This is a genomic window from Bacteroidota bacterium (assembly GCA_016722375.1).
Lineage (GTDB): Bacteria > Bacteroidota > Bacteroidia > Chitinophagales > LD1 > Bog-950.
Map to the genome: position 1 here is coordinate 95222 of JADKJG010000001.1, position 25005 is coordinate 120226.

Consider the following 25005-nt stretch of genomic DNA (forward strand, 5'->3'; position numbering starts at 1 on the left):
AAGCCCGTGCGTGAAAGCAGAAAGCCTTGTTCACGCCCCTGCATAGGCATTGGCGGCACCTCGAACCACGACTGCTGTTATGGGAATACCCCCTAAAAGCCCACAAGTCATATTGCCAATTCCCTGCGCAATGAGTTCACGATTGACGGGCGTGATGCGGTTGCGAATGTCCAATTTGTCAATGGCCTCGATACAAAGCAGCGTTTCCAGAGTGGCCAGTAGCCCCATAATTATTCCGTCTTTCCAAATCTCGGTAGTGGAGAATATTTTTGAAAAGTCTGGGAACGAAATGCTAGCGAAAAGATTGGAAGGGATATAGACTAATTGAGTTGGTTTGAGCGCGAAACTGGAACCGGCATTGGTAAATAGAATGTTTAAACCAATACCCATCACCACCACTAATAAAGGCGCGGGAATTACCTTGAGTCTTTTGGCATAAGGTTGTTGCAAAACGACGAGAACAATTAGCGAGATAAGGGTGATAAGAATAGCTCCTCTGGTGATGTGATGATTGAAATTTTGGAAGTTTTCGAGAAAGTTTCCGGAAGAAAACAATCTTGAAAAACCACTGGTCCAAAAGTCGGGGCGGTCATAACCCATAGCTAATGGAAGTTGTTTTGAGATTAAAATAATACCGATGGCCGCTAACATTCCTTTGATGACCGATGAGGGAAAATAGTTGGCGATGGCCCCCAGTTTAAGCAGTCCCAGCACTAACTGAAATAGCCCTGCAACCATCACCGCCAATAAAAATATTTTGTAGTCGCCCAACGAAATGATAGAAGCCGCAACCAAGGTGGTCAAACCCGCAGCAGGCCCCGAAACGGCCAATCGCGAACCGCTGATAATGGAAACGACCATTCCACCAATGATGCCCGAAAGAAGCCCAGAGTAAAGAGGTGCGCCCGATGCCAAAGCAATACCTAAACAAAGCGGAAGGGCAACGAGAAAAACCGAAAGTCCGGCGGGCAAATCGTGCTTCAGCCAAATCAGTCGGTAGTATTCAATAGTTTGTTTCATAGGGAAAACAAATAAATCTGCCAGCAAAGTTAGAAAGTTCTCCTGCTCCTTATTGCGGCACTCCCCTCCCGATTCCACAAAAATTATTTAGGATGAATCAGGAGGAGGGTCGGACTTTTTGTATTGTTCTCCCTCCGGACCTGCCCGCAGGGTAGAGACGCAAAATTTTGCGTCTCTACGTATTGTCGGGTTCTATCTGCCGATTAACGCCAAAACAGATCCTTTTGAGTAAGTAAAAACCTGAATAGCGCTCATTAGACAAAAATTAGGGCTATTTCTCCTACGATTAGTGCTAACCAGAAAAAAACTAAGGCTAATTTATTTTCGTTTGGCGCCAAACGACATCCGGTTAGCACTATTATTTTCCCAATCAGCGCTAATTGGATTTAAAGTGCGGCTAATTTTCTGCCGATTAGCGCTAATTTGGCTTCGATTAAGGCTAACTCAAAGAAAAGTAACGCTAATTTCTTTCCGATTGACACTAGTTTGCCGACAGTTGGTGCTAATTCTCTGCCGATTAGCGCTAATTGGAGTAAAAGTGACGCTAATTTTCCGCCGATTAGCGCTAATTTGGTTTCGATTAAGATTAATCGAACTTAAACCGCGCTTGGTTTCAGATAAACTACGCGACATCAAAAAAAAGCAAACTCGTTCTGTTTGATTTCCCGCGCAGCGAAATCAATTTCTCGTTTATTTTTACTGTTATGAAGCGCATGTCACTTCCGGCTATGGACAGTCCCCCCTGCAGCGTCTTTTTTCAATAAATATAAATGCTGAAAGCACTCTGCTGATTGAAGGTTTTGGGATTCTTAGTCTATATGCTTCTCTACCTCCACAATCCGATTCTCATTTTCGGCGTAGAGAGAGTACATAAAGCCGGTCTGGATGGAGTAGGCGCCGATGTCGCCCTTTTTTGTTGATGGCGAGGTAGCCTGCGATTTGCTGCAGTCGTATTTTTTGACAATGCGGCGGATGGCTTCTTCGCAGGCTTGTTGGGGAGTCATGCCCTGGCGCATGAGTTCGACGATGAGGAAGGAGCCGAGGGTTTTCATGACCAGCTCGCCGACACCGGTGGCACAGGCGCCGCCTACTTCGTCGTCCACATACATTCCGGCACCGATGATGGGCGAGTCTCCTACCCTGCCGTGAACTTTGTAGGCCAGTCCGCTGGTGGTGCATGCCCCGGCGATGTGGTTGTTGGCATCAATGGCGAGCACGCCGATGGTGTCGTGGAGTTCTATGTTGATGACCGGTTCATATTTGGATTCTTTTTTCCACTCCAGCCATTTTTCTTTGGCTTTATCAATAAGCAGGTTTTCTTTTTTGAAGCCGTTCTCGATGGCGAACTGGAAGGCGCCGTCGCCGCTGAGCATGACGTGTGGAGTTTTCTCCATCACCTTTCTTGCCACGGAAATAGGGTGCATGATGTTTTCGAGAAAAGCAACAGAACCGGCGTTGCCTTTGTAGTCCATGATGCAGGCATCCAAGGTAACCTTGCCGTCGCGGTCGGGCAGGCCGCCGTAGCCCACGCTCATATCGGCGGGATCGGCTTCGGGCACCATCGCACCGGCTTCTACGGCATCGAGGGAACTTCCGCCCTTTTGCAGCGAGAGCCATCCGGCTTCGGTGGCTTTGAGGTTCTTCCAGGTGGCGATGATTAAAGGCGGTTTTGTCTTCATGGTTGTTTTGTTTTCGGTGGCGGCGAGTGCTTCAAGCCCGATGGTACCGGCTCCGGCAGCAAGGGTGGATTTGATGATGAAGTCTTTTCGTGAGAACATAACGATTTGGTTTATGAAGGATGAATTGTATCGGTTCCGCGAAGCAAAGGGGAGCCGTTAGGGTGTGACTGTTTTAGCGCCATCTACAAAGAAGTTGGTTTCTCCTTGCCAAAACATGTTTTTGATTTTTTCTTTGTAGTGAAGCGATACGCGCTTGCCTTCCATTCGCATGAGGGAGTCGGCCACCGCTTTGTCGTTCACGGAAAATTCCCAAATCTGGTTCAACTGGGCGGTGTTGGGGAGGTTGCCCATGCCGCCGAGATTGAGTTCGCCTTCATAGGTCTTAAACAGAAATCCTTTTTCGGAAAACTTAACCAGCACTCCGGCTCGGTTGCCTTCGCTGTAGGTGTATTGGGAGAAAAGGTAGGCAAAGGCAAGCCCGGCAATCAAGATGCCGAGAAAGATGTAACCGATTGTTTTGAAGATAGAGGTCTTTTTTACGCTGGGTTCGTTCATGTTATTTTAGTTTTAGAAAACTAAAGTAGCATTCTCTGGCTTGAAAAGGTTTTTTTTAGGATAAAAGGGATTTGTGCAAGAGCAGCAGGGGAAATGCTTTTTCGCGCAAAGTGCGCAAAGGGTGAAGCAGTAGAGAAATACTTTGCGCTCTTTGCGATAGCCTTAGCGACCTCTGCGTGAAACAGTATTGTAGTTTAAGCTGATAGAAAGAATCTGACGAAGCGACTAACGAAGAATTGTCACAGACCCTTGCAGGTCTTTTCCGGTTCCGTCGGCAAAGACGAGGTGCATCATGTAGCGATATACGCCCATGGGGGAGGTTTCGCCCCGATAGCTGCCGTCCCACTGAAAGCCATGGTCATCGGTTTCGTACACCTTTTCGCCGAGACGATTGAAGAGCACAAAATTCATTTGGCGGACATCGCTCATGTCTCCAAAGAGTTGAAGCACATCGTTGTTGCCGTCGTTGTTGGGAGTGAAAGCGTTAGGCAAGAAAATATTGTCTGTTACCTTTCTCACCTCCACCCGAAGGGTATCGGTAGCCCGGCAACCGTTCATGTCCACCACCTGAACGGTGTAAGTAGTGCTCTCCTGCGGAAAGGCACGAGTGTCTTTGCACTCGTCACAGACCACCGAAGCAGCAGGGGTCCAGGTATATTTATTCCGATGGTCGTTATTGGCCGCCACCCAGATGTCGGCAGTTTGTCCTGAAACAATCGAAGCATCATCCGAAGCCTGAATAGTTAAATCATAATCATAAGTAATCGTGAAGTCAGTTAAAGTTTGGCATCCCCTTGAATCAGAAACCTTTACAGAATAGCTTCCTTCGGAAAGTTGCTTCATGTCTTTGGAAGTTTGTCCGTTATTCCATTCAAAGGTATAGCCGGGAACGCCACCTGTAACGCTCAATTCAATCCGACCATTGTTAACGCCGGGACAAGATGTGTTATGGGCGTTTCCAATCACGTTGACCGGCTGGGCAGTCAGCACGCTAAATGTCTTTGATATAGCGCAGCGTTTCTGGTCGGTAATAACCACGGAGTAATCGCCCGGATTCAGTTGGTGAATAGCAGCGGTGCTGTCCTGATTGTCCCATGAAAAGCGGTAAGGTCCAACACCACCACTAACTGCCAGTTCAACAGAGCCACTGCTTTGCTCAGAGCATCCAACCGGAGTGATGGTGGGTTGCACCTTAATTTCTGATGGTTGATGAATGATCAGATTACTCTTAGAAGAGGTGCATTGATTCGCATCGGTAACCGTAATAGAATAGTTTCCTGCTACCACATTGGAAAGATTCCGGGAATTGCTGTTGTTATTCCAGTTGAATGTGTAGGGGGCGGTGCCGCCATCTATATTAACGTTGATCGCTCCGTTGTTCTCTCCATAGCAACTGAGTTGTTGGATGCTGTCGTTGATTTGTATGGAAACACCCGATGCAATGGTTTCATCGTAGATCGTGGCGCATCCGTTTCCGTCGGTAATAGTTATTTCATATTGTCCGGCGGCGAGGTTGCTTAGGTTAGGTGTTGTCGCTCCGTTATTCCAGAGATATGAATAACCAGGTAATCCACCAGAGACAGAAGTATTCAATTTGCCAGAGAGCGAACCATTACAAACGATATCAGTTTTAGTTATAGTGGCATTCAGTTGAGAAAGTGAGGCAATATTGACTCCTTTGGAAGCCGAGCAGGAAGCCACATCCGTCACGGTGACACTATACGCTCCTGCCACCATGTTGCTACGGTCTTTGATTGTGGGACCGTCATTCCATCCATAATGATAGGGTGGAGTACCTCCGGTTACACTAATAATGGCTGTGCCCGGCTTATTGGAACAGGCAAAGTCGGTATGCTGTTCAGCAATGGTAATATCTGAAGTCTGGTTTATGGTTATGTTTTGAACCACCGAACAGGAATTGACATCTGTGACGGTCACGGAGTAATCTCCTGCGCCAAGGTTATTCCGATTGGGCAATGTGGAATTATCTTCCCAATGATAGGTATGGCTACCGGCACCACCGCTAGATAAGATGCTAATAGTTCCAGATGCGGTTCCGTTGCAGGAAACATCTTGATGCGATTCTGAAACCTGTATGGAGCTTGGCTGATTGATGACTACCGAAGTGGAGACCGAGCAGTTGGAGATATCTTTGACCGTGACTAAATATGTAGCCGCAGCCAAATTGTTCAAGGCAGGGGTTGTTGCAGAAGTATTCCAGGAATAAGTAAAGCCGTTTTTACCACCAGAGGCTGTAGCTGTTATAGAGCCATCTGAATTGCCGAAGCAAGTAATATCGGATTTGCTTATTGCTACATTGATGAACGCCGGCTGATTCAGGCTGATGGATGTTAAAGCCGTGCATTGGTTCGCATCGGTTACGGTCACAGAATGATTACCCGCCAAAGCATTGGTCAAGGTTTTGTTCGTAGAACCGTTACTCCATAAATAAGTATAGGGTCCGGTTCCGCCGTTTACTCCAATATCTACCTTACCATCAGAGAGACCATGACAGCTTGGATTAGTAATAGAGAAGATGGTGGTGGACATTTGGGTTGGCTGTGATATTTCTTCACTGGCCGTACCTGAACAGCCGTTATTATCTATTACGGTTACGGTATAGGTTCCGGTGGAAACACCGGTAATATTCTGGGTAGAAACTGACCCTCCCCAATCAAAAGTGTAGGATGGGGTGCCGCCTGTTACGTTCACATCAATTCTTCCTGAAGACTGAGCAAAGCAAGCAATGTCTAATTTGGAGGTGGTGATAACCAGGGGGTCTGGTTCCGAGACCGTAAAAATTTTGTGGGCAATACAGTAATTAGCATCGGTAACGGTTACGGGATAGTCTCCAGCTACGAGGTTATTTCTGGATATGCTGTTAATTCCTCCACCCCAATCATAAGTATAAGATGAAACTCCACCGTTTATACTCAGATTGATGGAGCCATTATTTCCGCTATTACAGGAAATGTCATTTACTACTGCACCGATACTTAATTCGGTGGGTTGAGATATAGAGACTGAATGAGTGGTGGAGCAATTGGAATTATCTGAAACAGTAACCGAGTAATTTCCGGCAGTGACGGCATTTCTGTTTTGAGTGGCAACTCCCCCACCCCAGTTGTATGAATAGCCGGAAGTTCCGCCAGTGGCAGATAATTGAATAGCTCCATTAGTTCCGTTGAAGCAGGAAACATTGTTTACAATAGAGGTAACATTCAAAGCACTTGGCTGGCTGATAACAAACGAATTCATACTGGTACAGCCTACATTATCCGTAGTGGTGAGATAATAAGTACCATCAGACAAGGAAGATCGGTTGGCCGTACAGACAGCGTCCGACCACTGGTACGAGTAAGGAGCTGTTCCTCCATTCACATTTACTTGAATAGCGCCATCACTTCCAGCATAACATTTTACGTCCACTTTTGTAGAAGATACAACAATAGAGCTTGCTTGACCCACGGTAATGGTGTCCGTAGCGGTGCAAGTAGCAAAGTCTGTCACCGTCACAAGGTAATTGCCAGTAATTAGTCCGATTCTGCTTTGTGTAGTATATCCGTCATTCCAGAGATAGTTATAAGATGATGTACCTCCAGTTACATTCAAAGATATGGCTCCATTTGTCCCTCCGTTACAGGAAGCATTCGTCACGGCAGAACTGATAAGCAAAGAGGCCGGTTGAGTAACAGATGCAGTAGTTGAAAATGTACAACCAGCGTTGTCAGTAACCATTAGGGTATAGTTGCCAGCCGAAATGCCAGTTCTATTCAGAGTAGTGATGCCGCTTCCCCAATTATAGGAATATGGTGCTGTCCCGCCTGAAGGACTGGTATTTATCCATCCGTTTGAACCTTTATTACATGAAACGTGTCCAACAGCAAGGCTTGCTGTCAGAGGTGTGGGTTGATTGACTGTGGCAGAAGTAGTAACTCTACAGGCATGATTATCCGTAAGTGTTAGGCTATAGGCTCCAGCCGGAACGGCCAGCAAATCTTCAGTAGTGGCCGTATTGCTCCAGGAAAATGTATAAGGAGCCCATCCTCCGGTAGCATCAATATTCACCTGACCATTATTTGCACCAAAGCAGGTAGCGTTTACAGCTGAAGAAGATATATTTAGTTTACTTGGTTGATTTACATCTAATGAACTGGCTGCAGAACATCCGAGATGGTCGGTAACGGTTACCAAATAATTCCCTGCCGCCAAACCCGATCTGCTCTGAGCAGTGCTTCCTCCTGACCAATTGTAAGAGTAGGGTGTACTTCCATTCAAAATAGTCAAGCTGATAACCCCGTTGCTGTCTCCAAAACAAAGTTGATCTGTGATGGTAGAATTTATAACTATCTTAAAAGGAGGCTGAGTAATAGTTGCTGATTTAGTAATAGTACAACCGTGATTATCTGTAACCGTTACGTTATAAGAACCAGCCGATAGCGATTGAACGTTCTGTGTAGTACTACCATTACTCCACAAATAAGAATAGGGAGCCCATCCGTTATTCACCACAGCATCTATAGTTCCTGCGTTTACCCCAAAACAAACATTGTCCGTTTTGCTGGTAAAGAGTGACAAAGCCGTATATGTGACTATGGTTGCACTCGCTGTAGAGGAGCAGCCATTAGCATCGGTGACGGTTACCGTATAAGTTCCTGAATTGACGTTCATTCTATTAGGGGCAACAACTCCAGAGCCCCACCAATAAGAATAAGGACCGTTTCCTCCAGTTACCGTAGTGAAAACAGAACCCGTTGGGCCACCAGTGCATGCCAAGTCAGAAGGAGTCGCTGTAGCAGTTAGTTTAAGCGGTTGAGGCACGATAGTAAAGGCTGGGGCGGAACCATTACAATTTTTAGAATCGGTGATGGTAACTGAATAAGTTCCGGAAGAAAGGCCGGTTCGGTTCTTTGCAGTTCCGCCATCAGACCAAAAATAGGTGTAACCAGGACTACCTCCGCTAACGACAGTGTTAATGGCTCCATTATTACTGCCAAAACAAGTAAGCGGTACAGGAGATAGGCTAACGGAAATTGCAGCGGGATCACCTATAATGATTTTACTACTGCCTACGCAGCCAGTCCCAGAAGTAGCAGAAACCGTGTAGCTGCCCGCCGATAGACCAGATAGATTTTGCGTAGTATCTCCATTGCTCCAAAGAAACGTGAAAGGCGAAACACCTCCTGTAACAGAAAAATGGTGATAGTTCCATTGTGGCCGCCGCTACAAGCAGGATTAGTAAATGTGGTATTCACAATTACATCTGTGGCTTGTGTAATGTTAACTGAGATACTAGCGGTTGCACCCAGATTATCTGTAGCGGTTACAGTATAAAGACCCGAGGCAAGTCCGGCTCTGTTTTGTTGTGTGCTGCTGTCGCTCCACAGAAAGGAAAAAGGGGCAGTACCACTGGTGGTCGCAATGGTTATAGTGCCATTGCTTCCACCGTAGCAGGTAACATGGGTATGAGTCTCGCTAAGCGTACTAGCCTGGGCGCTTATTGTTGATATTAAAAAACAAAAAATAAATGCTGCTGCACCTAAAAACTTTCTCATGTTCAGGATCTCCTATTTTATGCTCTCCAATACCCATTATAGTATCCAAAGAGCAGCTCCTGACTATTTATACGTGAGAATTGCTTAAAAGTTATAGAAGATTCAATCGGGATATAGTTTTATACAATACGCTGATTGTGTTGGAACCTTTCGTGAAGTAATTATATTTGCGCCCCTGTTGAAGGCGAGGTAGCTCAGCTGGTTAGAGCGCAGCACTCATAATGCTGAGGTCGGGGATTCGAGCTCCCCCCTCGCTACTCAAAAATCAGAATTTATATTCAGCGAAGTTTTCCGAAAACTCATCCAGCTTAAAGGCTGGGTTTATGATTAGGTTGCTGATTTCATACCGCTCAAATACCCCTTTATTGTCGCTCATTTCCTGAAAAATCGGAAAATGTGTCTCTTTATCAATATAAAACACAGTTTTACGAGCATAGGTTGTAGGAATTTTCAGGACTCTGCCGGTCAAATCTTCCTCAAAACTCTTTACCCCATTTAATTCTGCGATGCTATATTCGGGTATCAGAAACTTCAGAGCTACATCATACATTTTCTCGCCCTTTAAGGCCCGATAGGTCGTTAAGGCCCAAGTGGGATCATAAATCACAACTCGGTAGCAACTCTTTCCGCTCCAATTCACCTCTCCTTCATACATGAAAACCGAATCGAATTTGCCCACAGCATCTGCCCTTTCTACCCCCTTTTTGACAATATCACTTACAATATTGAACCCCGATGAAAGAATCGTATGGTGTTGATTTTTAGTCAGCAGATTATTAAAGGGACTCATTTTAAGAGTAGGCAAAAACCTTCCTGCGTTCACCAGCGCTTTATTATCACGCATACCCTCCACGTAAAGTATCTCGACACCCAGATTCGGCTCTGTCACCATCTTCAGGTAAATCTTTTAGGGTGGACGTTTACTTTAGTCAAGACATTGGTCTTGTGCAAGGCGCTTTGATTTGGAATCCGCTCGTTGGTATGCATTATATACGTGCAGCCCTTATGCGAACCTATGGCATCAAACATCCCATTTATAATGCTCCGAGCATTGGCCTCGTCCTGCGCGGATACAAAATGATTAAACGAAACTGATAGTAAAATGATTAGTAACCCAGATCGAAGACTTGTAAATTTCATTAGGCAAACTTACCGCAAAATATATTAGAACAGCTATTGAATTGCAAATCAGCACACTTATACATTGCGCCTACCTATAGAAATGAAGACTACATTAATCCTTAAAGTCGAAAATTTCAAAGCGCTACTATCAATGCGTACAAACAAATAATGTTATGTTCAAAGGTTTGTTTCAATACAGAAATTTTTAGAGTATTTTTGTTCTTTGAATAAATCTAAATAATGATGAGCATGGTCCCGAGGTTTTCGCCTGAGCGTCCCGTTTTTCAGCTAGAATTGAAAAAACGAGTAGAAGCCTATTTTAAGGAAAAGGATATTCGTATGACCGGCAACTGGAAGTTGTATGTAAAGTCCGGGGTACTTACACTTAGTTTTATAGTGCTTTACTCTCTACTCGTATTCTTTACTCCCCATTGGACTCTTGCCCTCTTGCTCTGCGTGATATTCGGAGTGAACGTAGCGGCTATAGGCTTTAACGTGATGCACGATGGTGCGCATGGCAGCTTCTCTACTTCACGAGTATGGAATAATCTAGCGGCAAACAGTCTCGACTTTTTGGGAGCCAGTTCCTTTATGTGGCGAGTGAAACACAACCTTATACACCATACCTACACCAACATTGACGGATTGGATGATGACATTGATGTGAAACCTTGGATGCGCATGACTTTGACACAGAAAAAATATTTCTTTCACCGTTTCCAGCATATATACTTCATCCTGCTCTACTCCTTTCTCTATCTATTGTGGATTGGGGTGATGGATTTCCAGAAGTATTTCAAGGGTAAGGTAGGCGAAATTGCCATCAAGGAAATGGCAGCTAAAGACCATATCATTTTTTGGGCAAGTAAACTTTCTTTTATCGCTATTTTCATCGTCTTGCCTATATATATGACTGGTATAGTCAGCTATTTAATCGGCTTTTTCGTTTTTTCCGCCACCACCGGTATCATTATCAGCTTGGTGTTTCAATTGGCACATGCAGTAGAAGATGTCGAATTCCCTTCGGCAGCCGAAGGGAAAAACGTGATGGAAGATGAATGGGCAGTCCATCAGGTAAAGACAACGGCAAATTTCGCTACAAAAAACAAAATCGTCACTTGGCTGGTGGGTGGTCTAAATTTTCAAATCGAACATCATCTATTCCCCAAAATCAGCCATATCCATTATCCGGAGATTAGCAAGATTGTGAAAAAGACCAGTGAGGAATTTGGCATAAAATATCAAGAATATACCAAAACGCGCCATGCCATCGTCGCACACTTTCTGCTGCTCAAAAAAGTAGGAGCGGCGGCCTAATAAAGAACCGCTATTAAGAATCATGACCTGTAGCTTTTGGCTATATTTTGGCGGCTATATGCCGCTATCTTTCTTCATTCGCGCAGAGTCCGAAACGAGTCTCCTCGGTAGGGGAAATATTTCCAAAGCCCCGATTTATGGTGGAATATATAAGAGCTATTTGTTTATTGCCTAAAACTTGATTTTTCATCAAAAAACCAGTTATTCTATAATAAAATCAGTTTTCCTTTGATAAAATCAATTTTCTAATGGGAATCTGGAAATTCTAATGGAAATCTCAGGATTCAGTAGGAAATCTGGGAATTCCGTAGGATTTCTCGAAATTCCATTGGAATGGCTAATTTATGCCTTAATTGACCATTTTTTTGTTGAAAGTCTATTTATTTATCCATGTAAAGTATTCCTCCCCCACCAGCAGAGCCTCGTTTCGGACCCTGCGCGAATGAAAGAGTAAGCTAGCCTTCAACCGCAGAGTCCCTTTTTTCTTCTATTTTCGTTGAAAAAGAGACTCTGATAGGGGGGAGATATAACCACAGGACAATGAAACGAATGAATTTCATATTAACTACACTTGCATCTGTACCTATACTGACATTTGCAAAAATGAAATCAATAATTTCTATGAGAACAGACAAAGGATTTAAAGTTGCTTCGGGTGAAGCACGGTTTGGCACTCACTACAAAATGAAAGGGGTCACCATAAACACATTGGACATTAAAATATCGGGGAAAGATACCGAAAACGATTTGGCAGTTTTTGAGCAGACAGGTTTAACTCCTAAAGGCGGGCCTCCTTTGCATATTCATCCAAACCAAGACGAATGGTTTTATGTTATTGAGGGAGCCTATTTATTTCAGGTTGGCGAGGACAAATATCAAATGAAAGCAGGTGAGACTATTTTTCTTCCACGAAAAGTTCCACATGCTTTTGTTCAACTCACTGAAAAAGGAAAAATGATTGTCTCTTATCTGCCGGCAGGCAAAATGGAAGAGTTCTTTGCCGTTACTGACAAGTGGACTTCACTGCCAACGAAAGAAGAAATAGCAAAAGTATTTGCAGACCATGATATGCAAGTAGTTGGAGCACCATTAAAAGCTGAATAACAAATTTCCCCTCCACAGAGCCTCGCTTCGTGACTCTGCGTGAATGAAAGAGTAAACTAACTCAGCGTAGTGAATCTTCCTAACTAAACCAATCTTTAGTTTTTACAAAAGAAGTCGCCCCTGTTAAGAGCAGGAAGGTGCCTTTTTTGTTTTGGCTAAACTGAAACTTTTAAACCAAATTCAATTTCCTGAATCGGAAAAAGAGGAGGCTGCCTACCAGAATCAGGAACCAGTAAAGCCATTCGGCGGTCCAAATCCAAAAGGTGTTGACAAAAGGGAAGGTGAACAGCACTTGAAAATAGATGACGTAAATTATGACGGCGGAAACCTGTATGGCGAGCGCAACATAAATGTCGCCTATGCTAATGACTCCGTTAAAAATGATGTTGGTGAAAGAAGCGAGAAGAAGCACAACAAAAGTGACCGGTAGTATATGAATAGCAATAGGAATCAAGTCGGCATCTTGCGGGCTAGTAAATATCCCGATAAAAAATTTCGACATCAGAAAGATGATGATACAAGAAACCACTGCCATGACCAAACTCACCAGACTTATTCGGCGGATGGCTATCTTAATTCCTCCAAAATCCTTTTGGCCGACCAAATTGCTGATTAGCGTGTTGGCCGTTGAGCCGAGCGACCACGTGGGTATAGTGAAAAACAAAATGATTTGCCGAAAAATAGAAGAAATGGCGAGTGAATCTTTTCCCAAGACGGTTTCTATTCGGGCAAAAGAAAAGCCAGCCCCGACCGCCGCAAACGATTGTACCATTAGAGGCACGGCTATGTTGCTCATTTCGCGCAGGGTACTTGCCTCAAATTTATGAAATCGAAATAGCCTGTATTCATGGACTCTTTGTTTGTAAAAACATCCTCCAAACATCAATAGCAGGCAAAACACTTCAGCAATACTGGTAGCAAGGCCAGAGCCGGCAATGCCCATTTCGGGAAGACCGAGTTTGCCATACACTAAAGCGTAATTCAGCACAATGTTGAGCACGGTCATGAGGAAAACAGAAAATGCCAAAATAGGTGTGCGCCCGATGCCGGAATAAAAGGCAATGAACACGAAAGTGATAAAGCTGGGAACGATGCCTAAAATCCGGTACCGAAGAAATTCATCACACATGGAGATGATATCTTCATTGGAAAGCATAAACGATAGAATGTCATGCGAAAACATTTTGATGACGAAGAACAACAGGGTAGAAACAATGAGCAAGGATACGAGTGTGGTATCCACGATAACGCCCACTTGGTTTATTTTCTTTTCGCCCATACGGCGGGCAATAATGATTTGTGTGCCCCGCGTAAAACTGAACCCCATCATAAAAAGAACCGAATAGAAAATGCTCCCAAAACCGATTGCATCTAATTGTAACTTTCCCAGATTGCCAACAAAGATGGTATCAAACACCCCGTTGAATGTCCAGGCCGTATTCCCTAGAATCAAGGGAAGAGCAATTTTCAAAATCTCTTTATAAGTTGCCTTTAACTGTGCCATTTCTCAAGTCGAAGATTCAAATAATTTTCAATTCACACAATCACCATCGTGGAAGATCCTTTAGCCACGATCACTTCCACTCCATCTTCCTTCAAATAATAAACCTCTCCTTCGCAGAAATGAAAACGATTGCCGGGTTTCGCTACGCTCCCTCTAACAAAAAATCTTTTTGCTGTACCGGGATTGAAATAGGAAACCTTTGCTTCTACCGTAAATACCTGTTGTTCTGCTGTCACTAAGGTATAGGCAGCAAAGCCTTGAACGATATCCAGCAGGGCGGAGGTGACTCCTCCATGCAGCCATCCATTTTGCTGTTCGTGGATTTCAAGAAAATCCATTGTGCCTTCAACAAATCCTGCTTCGATGCGTGAAAAAACAAAGCCCAAATAGTTCATGAACTTGTTTCCTGCAATTTTCTGCTCCGTATATTTCTTGAATTCTGGATTTCTGGATTCCTGTTTTATCATGCCATCAAACATAATTTTTTTAGATGAGGATTAGACGAGACTAAAAGATAATCAGATTATAAATACAGGAAATAGTACCGATTCATGCCCCGGTTTCTTTGCTCAATAATTATACTTTCGCACAATGTCATCGGCACAAATCAAGAGTACATACATGAGCATCGGAGCGCTGGACGTAAGCATCCCTCCCTCCTCGCTTGTCTTGAAATTGGCGATTAACTTAAAATCCATCCGATATTACATTCAGGCTACCTCACACAATCAGATCATCCTATTCGGAAAATACACGCTCCATCATGTGAAAAACACCGGTGACTTGATTTCGCGTTTGGAGAGAATAGTGGAAAAGGATGAGTCGCTGCAACTCGCCTTTTCAAAAGTAGTGATTGGTATAGATACCGCATATACACTTATGCCTTCCGAGGGTTCACAACCGCAGGAAAACGTGTTAGTTCAGAAAATAGAGGAAGCGGGACTGGATATTGCTTTTAGTACAGATGACCTGCTGAAATACAGCCTAACCAAACTCTTCAAAAATACAGAGATTGTTCATCTCAACTCTTCGTTATTGAAGTTACTTCCCGAATATGCGCGACGGGAAACGACCGATAAATTGTTTGTGAATGTAGAACAGGATTATCTGGACATCATTCGTTATTCATCAGACCATCAGTTGCAATTAATGAATCGCTATCCCTATCGTCATGAGAATGATTTTATCTATTACCTCTTGCTCTGTGCAGAAGATTTAAAGATAGACCGACAAACCGTAGATCTGGTGCTGTTGGGCGAGGTGGATATACAATCGCAGATTTATGCCTTGTGTTATCGCTATTTTCGTAACCTTGGTTTCATTCAACAGCCTTCTAACATTTCATTCACTAAGGCTTTTGATTTATATCCGAAACACCTTCATTTCAATCTCTACAATCTGAGCGCATGAGAATCATCGGGGGAAACCTTAAAGGCATCCGCTTTCAGCCACCACAGAATATACCTACTCGACCTACTACCGACTTCGCTAAAGAAGGCATGTTCAATATGTTGAGCCACAGTTTCAATTTTGAAAACACCAAAGTGCTCGATCTCTTCGGCGGAACCGGAAGCATCTCTTATGAATTTGCATCAAGAGGATGCAAAGACATTACGACGATTGAGATATTTCCCAAATGTGCCGCCTTTATTAAAAAAACAGTCCTCGACCTGAATTTACCAGCAGTTCATGTCTTACAAATGGATGTGTTTCAATTCATCAAAAACGCACATCATAAATATCATCTCATTTTTGCAGGCCCACCTTACCCATTAGAAAACCTGGCAACGCTTCCTGATTTGATTTTTCAATATCAATTGGTGGATGGCCCTGGTTGGTTTATTCTGGAGCATAATCCAAACCATGATTTCAAAAACCATCCCCACTATTATAAAGAGAAGAATTATGGCACTACTATCTTTTCTATCTTTGTAAATCATCCCGAAAAGAAAGAAGATGAAGTTATCGAATCATAAAATTGCTGTTTTCCCAGGCTCCTTTGACCCCATTACTATCGGGCATGAAGACATAGTGCGGAGGGCGTTACCTTTGTTTGACAAAGTTATTATCGCCATTGGCAGCAATTCGCAGAAGAAATCCTTGTTTTCCTTGGAGCAGCGTATTGAATGGATTGATAAAGTTTTTACCGGCGAAAAAAAGGTTTCTGTAGAAAGCTACGAAGGCCTGACCGTTCATTTTTGCGAAAGAAAAAACGCTAACTATTTACTGCGCGGCATCCGTTCGGCTGCTGATTTTGAATACGAAAAAACGATTGCCCACCTGAATCATGACATGCTTCCCCAACTGGAAACCATCCTCATTCTTGCTCGGCCTGAATTGTCTTCTATCTCCTCTACCATTGTCCGCGAAATCATTCAGGGCAAAGGCAAAATGAAGAAGTTTGTTCCTAAAGCTATCGCGGGAGATTTCAAATAGGTAATGAAGAATTCTATTTTTCTGATGGCCTTCTTGATGGTCGGTCTATGGACATTGGCACAGGACCAACAAAGTGCATCTGCCACACTTCGCGAGCTGAAACACGGCAGCTTGATAGTCCGCCTCAAAACCAATCAGAAGAGTGTAGATGCCTATCGGCGAGCCGGGAAACAGCAGATTGCACAACGTATTGAAGAAGAACGCAGAAGTCAAAACCAAAGAATCTACTGGGCTTTCAAAGGCTATTTTCGTTTTTGTAAAGTATATTTCATTTACGCATACGAAACAATGAATTTTCTAAAGGGCACACCGGGCCTCTTACTCAATCAGAATTTAGACCCCGACTCTTCGATTATATTTTCCGACTCCAGTTTTGTGTTTTGCGAATATGGCAGCGCACAGCCTTTTGCTGATTTTGAAGCCAACCTTTTGAGAACAGTTCTGCGGATAAACTCATAAAAGCCAACGCGAATACCGAGCCTGCTAAAGATGCCGGAATACCACAACCAACTAGGGTTGAAAAGTCAACCGCCACAGCTACCACAAGTGGTTTAGTGCTATCTGATAAAAACCTTCACCAACTGGAAAGACCGTTTCCTTATGTCATTCCCGTACTGGGCGAGAATTATAATGGTCCCGTTAAATCCCTCACCCGCGAACTGGAGCGAGCCTATGGCCGCCTGGTGATCCGCAGAGATTATAAAGAGAAGGTGAAGGAAATGAAGAAGCGGCAAAAAGCACAGATGAAGTCTCTCCAGAATTGATGCAATGAAAATCCTCGACCTTGGTTTAAAAAAGTATGCAGAAGTCCTGCACATGCAGGAGGAACTATTTAATAATAATGTCGAAGCCAAACTCCGAGGAGTGGCTACTCAAAACACAATCATTCTCTGCGAACACGAGCCCGTTTTTACCTTGGGAAAGAGTGGTCATCGTGAAAATATTTTAGTCAGCAAGGAAGAAATGAAGGCTGAATTTTATCACACCAACCGAGGGGGTGATGTTACCTTTCATGGGCCCGGACAGTTGGTCGTCTATCCCATTCTGGATTTAGACAAATTGGAAATCGGCTTGGCCAAATACATTGCCAAACTGGAAGAAACCATCATCGAAACGCTTAAAGCCTATAACATTATCGGGCAGAGACTCGATGGTGCTGCCGGCATCTGGATAAAAGACAAAGGGCCTGAACGAAAGATCTGCGCCATCGGGGTAAAAGCAAGTCGCAACATTACCATGCACGGACTAGCCATCAATATCAATACCGACCTCTCCTATTTCGGTAAAATCATTCCATGCGGATTGGAGAATAAACAGGTTACTTCTATTCAAAAAGAACTGAACCAAGTTGTTGATTTAGAGAAATACAAGAAGGCATTTATTACGACCTTTGTTCGGGAATTTGGTCTGTAATAACCACCACAGAGTTATCTGCTCTGTTCAGCTTCGCTCATAAAACATCCATAGCCAGAATATTCGGGAAAGACGAAAGAATACCGGACTCAAAATAAATATCAGAATCCCATTCACCAACACGTAATTCAGATTCAGCGAATTCATAAAACCAAACATGATGGTAGAAATCACAAACACCAGCCCGCTGAAAGCCACCGTCAACGCATAAGCCACATAAGTGGCTCCCCAATAAAATCCAATCTCAGGAATGTAGTTTAGATTGCAATGCGCGCACCGCTTATGCGTGTTGAGCATTTTTGACACCAAATATGGATTGCTTGACTCAAACACTTCGCCCTGCTCGCAGCGAGGACATTTTCCGGTTATTATATTCATCAGACGACTCATATCCGACGCAAATTTACGCGGCTTCTTGAATAAAGATAATGAGTTCAATCACTCACAACACAAAAAATGATTTAGCACTCTCTTCAACTAATCGAACTCTGCGGGTGATAATTCATATCTTTACAGCGTTCCACTAAAGGGTGGAGCAACTGGCTGCTAACCCATGACAAAAATCCTTTTTACACTTTTTGCCTGTCTAATCATATTTATATTACCTGCACAGACTTCACAAAGCCAACCCCTCGCTTATAAAACGGATTCAAGCAAGAAAAAGAGCAATCACAAAGACGCTGAATTTTCCATCTTTCCCAATGCCTCTTCAAACTTTATAAAGATAAGAAGTACCGGTGCGCCACCAGATGCTATATCTGTTCATGACATTGCAGGAACCAAGTTGATGGAAGATAAATCAGGAAGAGTACTGAGTATTTACTCCCTGCCACAAGGGATATACTTCGTGTATGTCCGCTTAGGCAATAAGACAGAAAAAATAAGATTCGAAAAGCTTTAGGCTTTTACTTCCGTTACTTAAAAGGTAACCCCTCCATTCAAGAAAGTAGCGCCCCATCCTGCTTCGGCAAAGACACCAAAGTTGGGTTTAACCCAATAACGAACTCCTGCATGTGGACCAGCCACCAAGAAACCGAATACACCACCACCTGAAACTAAAGGAAAAGCAGGACCGCCACCAATCGTAACTCCTGCAAAAACATCCAGTTTGACGGCAACGCTCGCATTCACCGCTTCCAGAATATGTACATCACCCCGCGCTACAAACGGAATACCTATTGATGCTACATCTGAATAAAAGAAGAAATCGAGACCGGTATGAAAACCAACACTAATGAAACGATGGACTTTAAAATCTCCTGAAACATTTAAGGACAAACCAGGAGCAGTTAACACATTGTATCTTGAACTTCCATATCCTCCATTAAAGCCTGGAGTAAAGGCCATGACACCTCCCACTCCGACCGAATAAATACCTATCCTATCTTGATTCCAGCCTTGTGCCGAAACAGGTTTGTCAGTTATCAGAAATAAAATAATCAGTATAAACGGAGCTGCTATCTTTTTCATGGTTTATGTTTTAGTTGATGCAATAATATACAAATGATGGCAATAATCCGGCATATCATCAACAGAAGTATTCAGGATAAATAAATTCGAGATAGACTCTCCAGAGAGAGACAAATGGACGATTTTCCGAAGAAGTACAGTAAATAAAAAAAGCCCCGCATTGCTGCAGGGCCCTTTCGGTAAAACAGGGTGCTAAAACCGAATGAAACTATCCGCACCTGAAGTTACAGACCTCACTTACATCGCCCATGCCGAGCGAGTTTTCTGCACTCATGCGGAAGTAATACTCCACGCCTGACGTCAGGTCGTAAACGATATACTTCAGGCGAAAAGTACCGGGCTTCACCTCCACCCAGGTGCCGTTCACCGGATCGGTGGTGATGTAAATCCGGTAAAGAACATCGGTACTCACGCGCTTCCAAAACAGCCTGACCTTTCCGATTCCGAAATACTCCGCCTGCAATCCCAACACCCGTCCGGGAACATGCGACGGACCCCTGCCCATTTTTTCCACCAGGCCGGCGCTGCGGATGATCTCACGATTGCCCTTCGCGGTGGTCGTGACATACCACACCATCAGCCGGAACATATCCTTGGCATCATCAAACACGTCGTTGCGATGCGCGATCTTATCATGATCTCCGCTGTCGGCATCCAGTATGGCCGCCTCCAGTTCATCACACATCAGGGTTTGATCTGCCAGCGTGGGGTCCGGTGTGGCAAAATATGGGTTACCGGTCATCAGTATGATGCAACGCCTCCAGCGCTCCAACAATTTCAGCGGACTGGTATTGCTTAAACCAACCTTCGCTGAATAGAGCAAAAGAATAATGATGACATACTGCACTATAAACCCAATGGGGTCCACCCATTTTTGCAGGCCCTTGCTGCGGTTCTTGTTTTTACCGCTTTGACGCTTGCCAGCCTGCTGCTGCGCGCGCCTTTCTTTTCTATTCATAAAAATTAAAATTTAAAATGTGAAAATCAATATGCCATCTGCCCGGAGAAGGCGGATTTGCTTTTTCTGCACTCACCACTTGCCAGGCCGCCGAAGCGAAGGCTGAGGCTGTGCGCGTTTTGCTAAATCTTTTTAGAGAGGAATGAGCAACGAGATGTCTGTGACCCCGTCCCTTCTGGGTGACCTTGCTCAAGGGTAAGCGAGCTAGATATGTTTCATCATCAAATCTGTATTTGATATTTGAATCTATAACGCAGGCTCGTTTTGAATATTGCATCACCCGGCACCGGTAGCTTAAATCTTTAGCGATAGGGAAGTCGGAGACTTCCATTATTAATACTTCCATTGCGCTACGCAACACTTGGAAGAACAGGGAATCAGGAATTGCTTTTCGCTAATAAAAATTTATTCGCAAGTCTATTGGGCAAGTCGGAGAATGCTATTATTAGAACCTCCATTGCGCCGGGCTAACACCTGGAGGAACGGGCAGCAGTCATTTTAATTCTTGTTGTAACCAAATTGTCCTCTCGTAAGCAATACTTCTTTCCAAAACGATTCCCGATTTATAATTGTCGTGTCGTCAATTTTCATTGAACGATATTCTAACAAACCGAAGCGAAAATTTTTTCTTGCGTAGTCAATTCCATTTGCTGAAATAATTTTTGTGAGTTCGTCATTGAATCCGTGTCCTGTCCCAACATAAACACTCCACCTTGCCCAAATTCCAAAATCTCCGTATGCAGAGCCAACATATTTTTTCCCGTTTGACTTGTCGCAGATTACATAAACGCCTTTCACATTTTCTAACGCACCTTTCCAGTCGTTCTTTTGAAACTTGAAAACAGTTTCTAATTCTGGGAAGTCAATGTTGATGTTTTCATAACCAGGGAAATTTATTCCGTCAAAAGTTTTCTTTAGAATTTCCGAAACAACAAAGTCCTTGTAATAACTTTCAAGCAAGTATGCTCTGCCTCTCATTCCTTGATAGCGAAAGAAGTCAATTACAAGTCGTCCGATAAGGTCTTTGTGCAAGTCAACTAATTCTACCTCGTAACCAACTTCTGTGTCTGCCCAGTCCTCATGTCTGTGAACCACTTTGAAAATTCCACCGAAGAGCCACTTGTTTGGTTCGTGATAGAATTGAATTAAACTAAAAATAAATTCTCTGTTGAAGTCGTTCTTACCACCTCGCCATTCATTCCATCCAACCCACTTGTCCCAACCCTGTAAGTAAACATTCAACGGTTCAGTGTTCTCTGTATTCCTGCAAGCAAGATGTAATTTGTATTGCGAAAGTTCAGTGTCGGTGAGTTTAAGAATATTGCTGACTTTTATTTCAGTCATCCAATTCGGTTTTGAAGTTTGTGAGAATGATTTTTCCAACCTGCCGAACTTTTAGAATTTACATACTGAATTTTCAAGTCAGGAAAACTGTTGACGAATTGTATTTTCTTGTCAGGGAATGAATTCACAAAACACCAAACACCATCGTTGCCTTTCGCTTCCGATTCACTCTTTGTTACATAAACACAAAGGTCGGGGAATGAGGTTACGATTTGAACTTTGAAATCAGAAAACGATTTTACTTCTTGAATTTTTGCCATTGTCTTGTAGATTTAATTTGTCGCTTACTCTATTCAGTTTTCAGCATCCCTGTTATTGTAGTCCGTCTGCTCGGTCAATGCACGAAAGTCTCAAGTTTGCACTGTCGCCAAAGCATGACCCACAAAGGTTCTCAGCTATACGCAGGCAGGGATTTTAACCACTAAACTTCCTACAAAGAACTGAACTTTAAATTTACTACTTTCCTGTCCTACGAAGCACGAAACCCCTGCTTGCGTATAGGTGATGTTGGCAGTAGTTTTTCTTTCTCTCGTCACGGTTTTCTGAATTTATCAATCAGGTTATTTCCATTAATTCCAATACCTGCAAAATTTGGTTTCAATTCGAGGTTGTCAATGTCAAAAATCTTATTCCAAAAATTCTCCTTCTCATCTAAATTAAGTTTTCGCTCCTTTTTTAAACTCCTTTTTATTTTGTCAAGTTTTGATTTGTATTCGGGTGTATAGTTTGGCTTGCTTAAAAAGTTCTTTTCAAAGTCTTCCATTTTTTGAACAAAAACTAATGAGTTTCCTTCAGCTATTTTTTTGCAGACTTCTATATGTAACCAAATAGACAAGTTGTGTAATCTTGATTGATACCCTGTCAATTTTAAATCGCCATCTTCAATAACAAAATCACCGTTTTTAATTGCTAAATCATTTTCTCTTTCTTTGTCAACATCTTTGATAAGATAATGAATATCTTTATAAAGAACTTCAATGAAATTTTCATTTTCCTTTCTTAATGGCTCAAGCACTTTTTCAATAAACTCATCTAATGACTTCTTGTCGGTGTTTCTAATTTCTTCAATTAGATTTATGTAGTCGTCTCTTTTAAGCATATTAATCAACAATAAATTTTGAATGAAACAACACGTCATTATCTCGATGCCCTGATATAAAGTAAATTCCTTTATTTAAGCCCGATACGTTAATCGGCTGATTGCTGTATTGACGGAATTCTAATACACATTTGCCATCCACATTGTAGATTTTTATGTTGTCAACCACAACGTCAAAATCACTTGTGATGTAAAGTATATCAGACGTTGGATTTGGAAAAATTTTGACGTGATTATCTTGAACAACTTTTTTTATTCCTGTTATCCCTACTGTGGGCAAGCCATAAACCTTGCTTGAAGGAGTAGTGCCGTATATGTAGGCGATTAATTTGTTTGGTAATCCTTGCAACTCACTAAAAAACAAACTTGATGCACCTATAACTGTCAAAAGAGTTGTTCCATTTTCATTTATTACCCTGCTTTCCCATTCAAGATTTCCACTGTTATTTACGTAGTATGTGTAAATAACTTCAATCAAATTGTCTGTGCTGATTTTGGTTTCCGATAAATGATAAACAGCGTTTAGCGTTGCCCCTGTCGTAGTCGGCAAGTTTATTGTTTTCCAAAAAGTGTGGTCAGAGTTGTAGATTTTCACCTGTTTATTAGTCAGGTCTGTCACATAATACTTTTCGCCTGAGTTTTCTAATTTTGTTCTGCTTACATTACCGTCAGGATAGGCGTGTTCTAAACTTAAACTTGGAACTGAATAAATTTTGCTTGAAGGGGTTGTTCCATAAATGTAGGCGATTAATTTGCTTGACGACCCTTGCAATTCGCTTAAAAACAAACTTGATGCACCTATAACTGTCAAAAGAGTTGTTCCGTTTTCATTTATTACCCTGCTTTCCCATTCAAGATTTCCACCGTTATTTACGTAGTATGTGTAAATAACTTCAATCAAATTGTCTGTGCTGATTTTGGTTTCCGATAAATGATAAACAGCGTTTAGCGTTGCCCCTGTCGTAGTCGGCAAGTTTATTGTTTTCCAAAAAGTGTGGTCAGAGTTGTAGATTTTCACCTGTTTATTAGTCAGGTCTGTCACATAATACTTTTCGCCTGAGTTTTCTAGTTTTGTTCTGCTTACATTACCGTCAGGATAGGTGTGTTCTAAACTTAAACTTGGAACTGAATAAATTTTGCTTGAAGGGGTTGTTCCATAAATGTAGGCGATTAATTTGTTTGGTAATCCTTGCAACTCACTAAAAAACAAACTTGATGCACCTATAACTGTCAAAAGAGTTGTTCCATTTTCATTTATTACCCTGCTTTCCCATTCAAGATTTCCACCGTTATTTACGTAGTATGTGTAAATAACTTCAATCAAATTGTCTGTGCTGATTTTGGTTTCCGATAAATGATAAACAGCGTTTAGCGTTGCCCCCGTTGTAGTCGGCAAGTTTATTGTTTTCCAAAAAGTGTGGTCAGAGTTGTAGATTTTTACCTGTTTATTGGTCAGGTCTGTCACATAATACTTTTCGCCTGAGTTTTCTAACTGAACTCTTGATACATTTCCATCAGAATAGGTATGTTCCAAGTTAATTTGTCCGTAACAAATGGTTGTCAAAAAGAACAGAAGTCCGAAGATTGATTTTTTCATATTATTTTGTGTTTAGTTAATGTCTGTGTTGTGGTTCGCCAAAATTAATGCCAACATTTATTATGCGAAACTCAAAGGTATTTATTTCGCATTTCCTCTCCGTTCTTCCAAGTGTTGCGTAGCCCACTTGGAAGTATTAATAATTGAAGTCTCCGACTTCCTCTGCGCCGTTGTTTTCGGCCGCAACTATCCTTCATATTTGTGGAATTCTGTAGCGGTAAGATAATAACCATCTAAATCTCTAAATGAAAACTCTTTCTTTAATGAATTTGGATTCAAGTGAACTTCTTCTTCAATTATACATTCAACTTTGTCTACATTCTTTCTAATAATTTCCATGTTGTCTGTCCTGAAATAAAGTAGCAGTCCGTTTCCTGCTGTTTTGCCTTGGTCTGTAAGGGAAGGATGGTTGTGTTCTCCCCACTTGTGAAGACAAAGAACAATTTCATCATCTTCAGATTTTAAAACAGCAAAATCTTTTCCACCATGAACACTCTTAAATCCGAATACTTGTTGATACCATTTGGCACTGGCTTCAACATCCTTTACTGCGATTATTGGGTCAACTCGAGTCATTGTAATGCTTCACACAAATATATCATTCCCCTAGCCATCTTCAAACCCTCCTTTTACCCAAATCCAGCGATGAAAAATTTTCCCGAAACAGCCAAATTCTCTAACAGTAGGTGTCTCAACCATAAGTGTCCGGAAGATGACGAAACGGTTGCTACTCGTGCATTTTAGCTCCGTAGGAGCTATGCCTTTGGTAGTAAATAAACAGAATCTCTTTTAAGTTCCAGAGGAACGTCCGATAGAAAAATGGATCGCCCCG

27 protein-coding genes, 1 tRNA gene and 1 pseudogene are annotated in these 25005 nt (G+C 42.6%); 10 read left to right on the forward strand and 19 right to left on the reverse strand.

Annotated elements, in window-relative coordinates:
- Positions 1 to 30: 30 nt before the first annotated feature.
- From IPP77_00345 to IPP77_00370, 6 genes and pseudogenes are all read right to left on the reverse strand, one after another.
- A complete protein-coding gene (locus tag IPP77_00345) occupies positions 31 to 1098 on the reverse strand; it encodes a SulP family inorganic anion transporter (GenBank protein MBL0308187.1) in 1068 nt (355 codons plus the stop codon).
- Between the two features lie 731 nt (positions 1099 to 1829).
- Positions 1830 to 2798, reverse strand: a complete 969-nt coding sequence (locus IPP77_00350; protein MBL0308188.1) for a N(4)-(beta-N-acetylglucosaminyl)-L-asparaginase — start codon at positions 2796 to 2798, stop codon at positions 1830 to 1832.
- Between the two features lie 57 nt (positions 2799 to 2855).
- Positions 2856 to 3254: a 6-phosphogluconate dehydrogenase gene (locus IPP77_00355; GenBank protein MBL0308189.1), complete on the reverse strand. Its 399-nt coding sequence runs from the start codon at positions 3252 to 3254 to the stop codon at positions 2856 to 2858.
- Positions 3255 to 3479: 225 nt separating this feature from the next.
- Positions 3480 to 8075, reverse strand: a complete 4596-nt coding sequence (locus IPP77_00360; protein MBL0308190.1) for a gliding motility-associated C-terminal domain-containing protein — start codon at positions 8073 to 8075, stop codon at positions 3480 to 3482.
- 93 nt (positions 8076 to 8168) lie between these two features.
- Positions 8169 to 8312, reverse strand: a pseudogene (locus tag IPP77_00365) (SprB repeat-containing protein).
- Between the two features lie 11 nt (positions 8313 to 8323).
- Positions 8324 to 8809, reverse strand: coding sequence for a SprB repeat-containing protein (locus IPP77_00370; protein MBL0308191.1), 486 nt, complete (start codon positions 8807 to 8809; stop codon positions 8324 to 8326).
- A gap of 183 nt (positions 8810 to 8992) precedes the next feature.
- Here IPP77_00370 and IPP77_00375 point away from each other — a divergent pair.
- A tRNA-Met gene (locus IPP77_00375) sits at positions 8993 to 9066 on the forward strand.
- A gap of 8 nt (positions 9067 to 9074) precedes the next feature.
- On the opposite strand, the gene IPP77_00380 is transcribed toward IPP77_00375, so the two are convergent.
- Entirely contained in the window at positions 9075 to 9701 is a 627-nt protein-coding gene (locus IPP77_00380) for a DUF1571 domain-containing protein (GenBank protein ID MBL0308192.1), read from the reverse strand.
- A gap of 479 nt (positions 9702 to 10180) precedes the next feature.
- Between IPP77_00380 and IPP77_00385 the strand changes: the two genes are divergently transcribed.
- Both IPP77_00385 and IPP77_00390 read left to right on the forward strand, forming a co-directional pair.
- Positions 10181 to 11248: an acyl-CoA desaturase gene (locus IPP77_00385; GenBank protein ID MBL0308193.1), complete on the forward strand. Its 1068-nt coding sequence runs from the start codon at positions 10181 to 10183 to the stop codon at positions 11246 to 11248.
- Positions 11249 to 11788: 540 nt separating this feature from the next.
- The gene (locus IPP77_00390) at positions 11789 to 12352 is read left to right on the forward strand and encodes a cupin domain-containing protein (GenBank protein MBL0308194.1); all 564 of its coding nucleotides are present in this window, start codon (positions 11789 to 11791) and stop codon (positions 12350 to 12352) included.
- A 169-nt stretch (positions 12353 to 12521) separates the two neighbouring features.
- On the opposite strand, the gene IPP77_00395 is transcribed toward IPP77_00390, so the two are convergent.
- Positions 12522 to 13856 carry an MATE family efflux transporter gene (locus IPP77_00395; GenBank protein MBL0308195.1) on the reverse strand — a complete coding sequence of 445 codons (1335 nt, stop codon included), beginning with the start codon at positions 13854 to 13856 and terminating at the stop codon, positions 12522 to 12524.
- A 32-nt stretch (positions 13857 to 13888) separates the two neighbouring features.
- Complete coding sequence (locus IPP77_00400; protein MBL0308196.1) at positions 13889 to 14323, reverse strand: PaaI family thioesterase; 435 nt, start codon at positions 14321 to 14323, stop codon at positions 13889 to 13891.
- Between the two features lie 124 nt (positions 14324 to 14447).
- Between IPP77_00400 and IPP77_00405 the strand changes: the two genes are divergently transcribed.
- The 6 genes from IPP77_00405 (at position 14448) to lipB (ending at position 17705) form a co-directional block, all read left to right on the forward strand.
- Positions 14448 to 15266, forward strand: coding sequence for a DUF3822 family protein (locus tag IPP77_00405; protein MBL0308197.1), 819 nt, complete (start codon positions 14448 to 14450; stop codon positions 15264 to 15266).
- Positions 15263 to 15832: an RsmD family RNA methyltransferase gene (locus IPP77_00410; GenBank protein MBL0308198.1), complete on the forward strand. Its 570-nt coding sequence runs from the start codon at positions 15263 to 15265 to the stop codon at positions 15830 to 15832. The genes IPP77_00405 and IPP77_00410 overlap by 4 nt, the downstream gene beginning before the upstream one ends.
- Positions 15813 to 16292, forward strand: coding sequence for a pantetheine-phosphate adenylyltransferase (gene coaD / locus IPP77_00415; protein MBL0308199.1), 480 nt, complete (start codon positions 15813 to 15815; stop codon positions 16290 to 16292). Before IPP77_00410 ends, coaD begins: the two co-directional genes overlap by 20 nt.
- A 3-nt stretch (positions 16293 to 16295) precedes the next feature.
- On the forward strand, positions 16296 to 16751 hold the full coding sequence (locus tag IPP77_00420) for a hypothetical protein (protein MBL0308200.1): 456 nt from the start codon (positions 16296 to 16298) through the stop codon (positions 16749 to 16751).
- Between the two features lie 95 nt (positions 16752 to 16846).
- On the forward strand, positions 16847 to 17056 hold the full coding sequence (locus IPP77_00425) for a hypothetical protein (GenBank protein ID MBL0308201.1): 210 nt from the start codon (positions 16847 to 16849) through the stop codon (positions 17054 to 17056).
- 4 nt (positions 17057 to 17060) lie between these two features.
- The gene (lipB, locus tag IPP77_00430) at positions 17061 to 17705 is read left to right on the forward strand and encodes a lipoyl(octanoyl) transferase LipB (protein ID MBL0308202.1); all 645 of its coding nucleotides are present in this window, start codon (positions 17061 to 17063) and stop codon (positions 17703 to 17705) included.
- A gap of 27 nt (positions 17706 to 17732) precedes the next feature.
- Here the strand turns inward: lipB and IPP77_00435 are convergent, their stop codons facing one another.
- Entirely contained in the window at positions 17733 to 18083 is a 351-nt protein-coding gene (locus IPP77_00435) for a DUF983 domain-containing protein (GenBank protein ID MBL0308203.1), read from the reverse strand.
- A 175-nt stretch (positions 18084 to 18258) separates the two neighbouring features.
- On the opposite strand from IPP77_00435, the gene IPP77_00440 reads away from it, so the two are divergent.
- On the forward strand, positions 18259 to 18606 hold the full coding sequence (locus tag IPP77_00440) for a T9SS type A sorting domain-containing protein (protein MBL0308204.1): 348 nt from the start codon (positions 18259 to 18261) through the stop codon (positions 18604 to 18606).
- A 17-nt stretch (positions 18607 to 18623) separates the two neighbouring features.
- Here the strand turns inward: IPP77_00440 and IPP77_00445 are convergent, their stop codons facing one another.
- From IPP77_00445 to IPP77_00485, 9 genes are all read right to left on the reverse strand, one after another.
- Positions 18624 to 19175 carry a hypothetical protein gene (locus IPP77_00445; protein MBL0308205.1) on the reverse strand — a complete coding sequence of 184 codons (552 nt, stop codon included), beginning with the start codon at positions 19173 to 19175 and terminating at the stop codon, positions 18624 to 18626.
- A 208-nt stretch (positions 19176 to 19383) separates the two neighbouring features.
- On the reverse strand, positions 19384 to 20133 hold the full coding sequence (locus IPP77_00450; GenBank protein ID MBL0308206.1) for a fibronectin type III domain-containing protein: 750 nt from the start codon (positions 20131 to 20133) through the stop codon (positions 19384 to 19386).
- Positions 20126 to 20479, reverse strand: coding sequence for a hypothetical protein (locus IPP77_00455; protein MBL0308207.1), 354 nt, complete (start codon positions 20477 to 20479; stop codon positions 20126 to 20128). The genes IPP77_00450 and IPP77_00455 overlap by 8 nt, the downstream gene beginning before the upstream one ends.
- A 152-nt stretch (positions 20480 to 20631) precedes the next feature.
- Entirely contained in the window at positions 20632 to 21477 is an 846-nt protein-coding gene (locus tag IPP77_00460; GenBank protein MBL0308208.1) for a GIY-YIG nuclease family protein, read from the reverse strand.
- Positions 21474 to 21737, reverse strand: a complete 264-nt coding sequence (locus tag IPP77_00465) for a hypothetical protein (protein ID MBL0308209.1) — start codon at positions 21735 to 21737, stop codon at positions 21474 to 21476. Before IPP77_00465 ends, IPP77_00460 begins: the two co-directional genes overlap by 4 nt.
- A 135-nt stretch (positions 21738 to 21872) precedes the next feature.
- On the reverse strand, positions 21873 to 22013 hold the full coding sequence (locus IPP77_00470; GenBank protein ID MBL0308210.1) for a hypothetical protein: 141 nt from the start codon (positions 22011 to 22013) through the stop codon (positions 21873 to 21875).
- A complete protein-coding gene (locus tag IPP77_00475) occupies positions 22010 to 22576 on the reverse strand; it encodes a hypothetical protein (GenBank protein MBL0308211.1) in 567 nt (188 codons plus the stop codon). Before IPP77_00475 ends, IPP77_00470 begins: the two co-directional genes overlap by 4 nt.
- 1 nt (position 22577) lies before the next feature.
- Complete coding sequence (locus tag IPP77_00480; protein MBL0308212.1) at positions 22578 to 24173, reverse strand: T9SS type A sorting domain-containing protein; 1596 nt, start codon at positions 24171 to 24173, stop codon at positions 22578 to 22580.
- A gap of 186 nt (positions 24174 to 24359) precedes the next feature.
- Positions 24360 to 24749 (reverse strand): VOC family protein, encoded by a 390-nt coding sequence (locus IPP77_00485; GenBank protein MBL0308213.1) that lies wholly within the window; start codon positions 24747 to 24749, stop codon positions 24360 to 24362.
- Positions 24750 to 25005 lie beyond the last annotated feature (256 nt).

Excerpts from the sequence above, each read along its gene's own strand:
- IPP77_00350 (MBL0308188.1), bottom strand. The coding sequence starts at position 2,798 with ATGTTCTCACGAAAAGACTTCATCATCAAATCCACCCTTGCTGCCGGA.
- IPP77_00355 (MBL0308189.1), bottom strand. The coding sequence starts at position 3,254 with ATGAACGAACCCAGCGTAAAAAAGACCTCTATCTTCAAAACAATCGGT.
- IPP77_00370 (MBL0308191.1), bottom strand. The coding sequence starts at position 8,809 with ATGAGAAAGTTTTTAGGTGCAGCAGCATTTATTTTTTGTTTTTTAATA.
- IPP77_00380 (MBL0308192.1), bottom strand. The coding sequence starts at position 9,701 with ATGGTGACAGAGCCGAATCTGGGTGTCGAGATACTTTACGTGGAGGGT.
- IPP77_00385 (MBL0308193.1), top strand. The coding sequence starts at position 10,181 with ATGGTCCCGAGGTTTTCGCCTGAGCGTCCCGTTTTTCAGCTAGAATTG.
- IPP77_00390 (MBL0308194.1), top strand. The coding sequence starts at position 11,789 with ATGAAACGAATGAATTTCATATTAACTACACTTGCATCTGTACCTATA.
- IPP77_00395 (MBL0308195.1), bottom strand. The coding sequence starts at position 13,856 with ATGGCACAGTTAAAGGCAACTTATAAAGAGATTTTGAAAATTGCTCTT.
- IPP77_00400 (MBL0308196.1), bottom strand. The coding sequence starts at position 14,323 with ATGATAAAACAGGAATCCAGAAATCCAGAATTCAAGAAATATACGGAG.
- IPP77_00405 (MBL0308197.1), top strand. The coding sequence starts at position 14,448 with ATGTCATCGGCACAAATCAAGAGTACATACATGAGCATCGGAGCGCTG.
- IPP77_00410 (MBL0308198.1), top strand. The coding sequence starts at position 15,263 with ATGAGAATCATCGGGGGAAACCTTAAAGGCATCCGCTTTCAGCCACCA.
- coaD (MBL0308199.1), top strand. The coding sequence starts at position 15,813 with ATGAAGTTATCGAATCATAAAATTGCTGTTTTCCCAGGCTCCTTTGAC.
- IPP77_00420 (MBL0308200.1), top strand. The coding sequence starts at position 16,296 with ATGAAGAATTCTATTTTTCTGATGGCCTTCTTGATGGTCGGTCTATGG.
- lipB (MBL0308202.1), top strand. The coding sequence starts at position 17,061 with ATGAAAATCCTCGACCTTGGTTTAAAAAAGTATGCAGAAGTCCTGCAC.
- IPP77_00435 (MBL0308203.1), bottom strand. The coding sequence starts at position 18,083 with ATGAATATAATAACCGGAAAATGTCCTCGCTGCGAGCAGGGCGAAGTG.
- IPP77_00440 (MBL0308204.1), top strand. The coding sequence starts at position 18,259 with ATGACAAAAATCCTTTTTACACTTTTTGCCTGTCTAATCATATTTATA.
- IPP77_00445 (MBL0308205.1), bottom strand. The coding sequence starts at position 19,175 with ATGAAAAAGATAGCAGCTCCGTTTATACTGATTATTTTATTTCTGATA.
- IPP77_00450 (MBL0308206.1), bottom strand. The coding sequence starts at position 20,133 with ATGAATAGAAAAGAAAGGCGCGCGCAGCAGCAGGCTGGCAAGCGTCAA.
- IPP77_00455 (MBL0308207.1), bottom strand. The coding sequence starts at position 20,479 with ATGGAAGTATTAATAATGGAAGTCTCCGACTTCCCTATCGCTAAAGAT.
- IPP77_00460 (MBL0308208.1), bottom strand. The coding sequence starts at position 21,477 with ATGACTGAAATAAAAGTCAGCAATATTCTTAAACTCACCGACACTGAA.
- IPP77_00465 (MBL0308209.1), bottom strand. The coding sequence starts at position 21,737 with ATGGCAAAAATTCAAGAAGTAAAATCGTTTTCTGATTTCAAAGTTCAA.
- IPP77_00475 (MBL0308211.1), bottom strand. The coding sequence starts at position 22,576 with ATGCTTAAAAGAGACGACTACATAAATCTAATTGAAGAAATTAGAAAC.
- IPP77_00480 (MBL0308212.1), bottom strand. The coding sequence starts at position 24,173 with ATGAAAAAATCAATCTTCGGACTTCTGTTCTTTTTGACAACCATTTGT.
- IPP77_00485 (MBL0308213.1), bottom strand. The coding sequence starts at position 24,749 with ATGACTCGAGTTGACCCAATAATCGCAGTAAAGGATGTTGAAGCCAGT.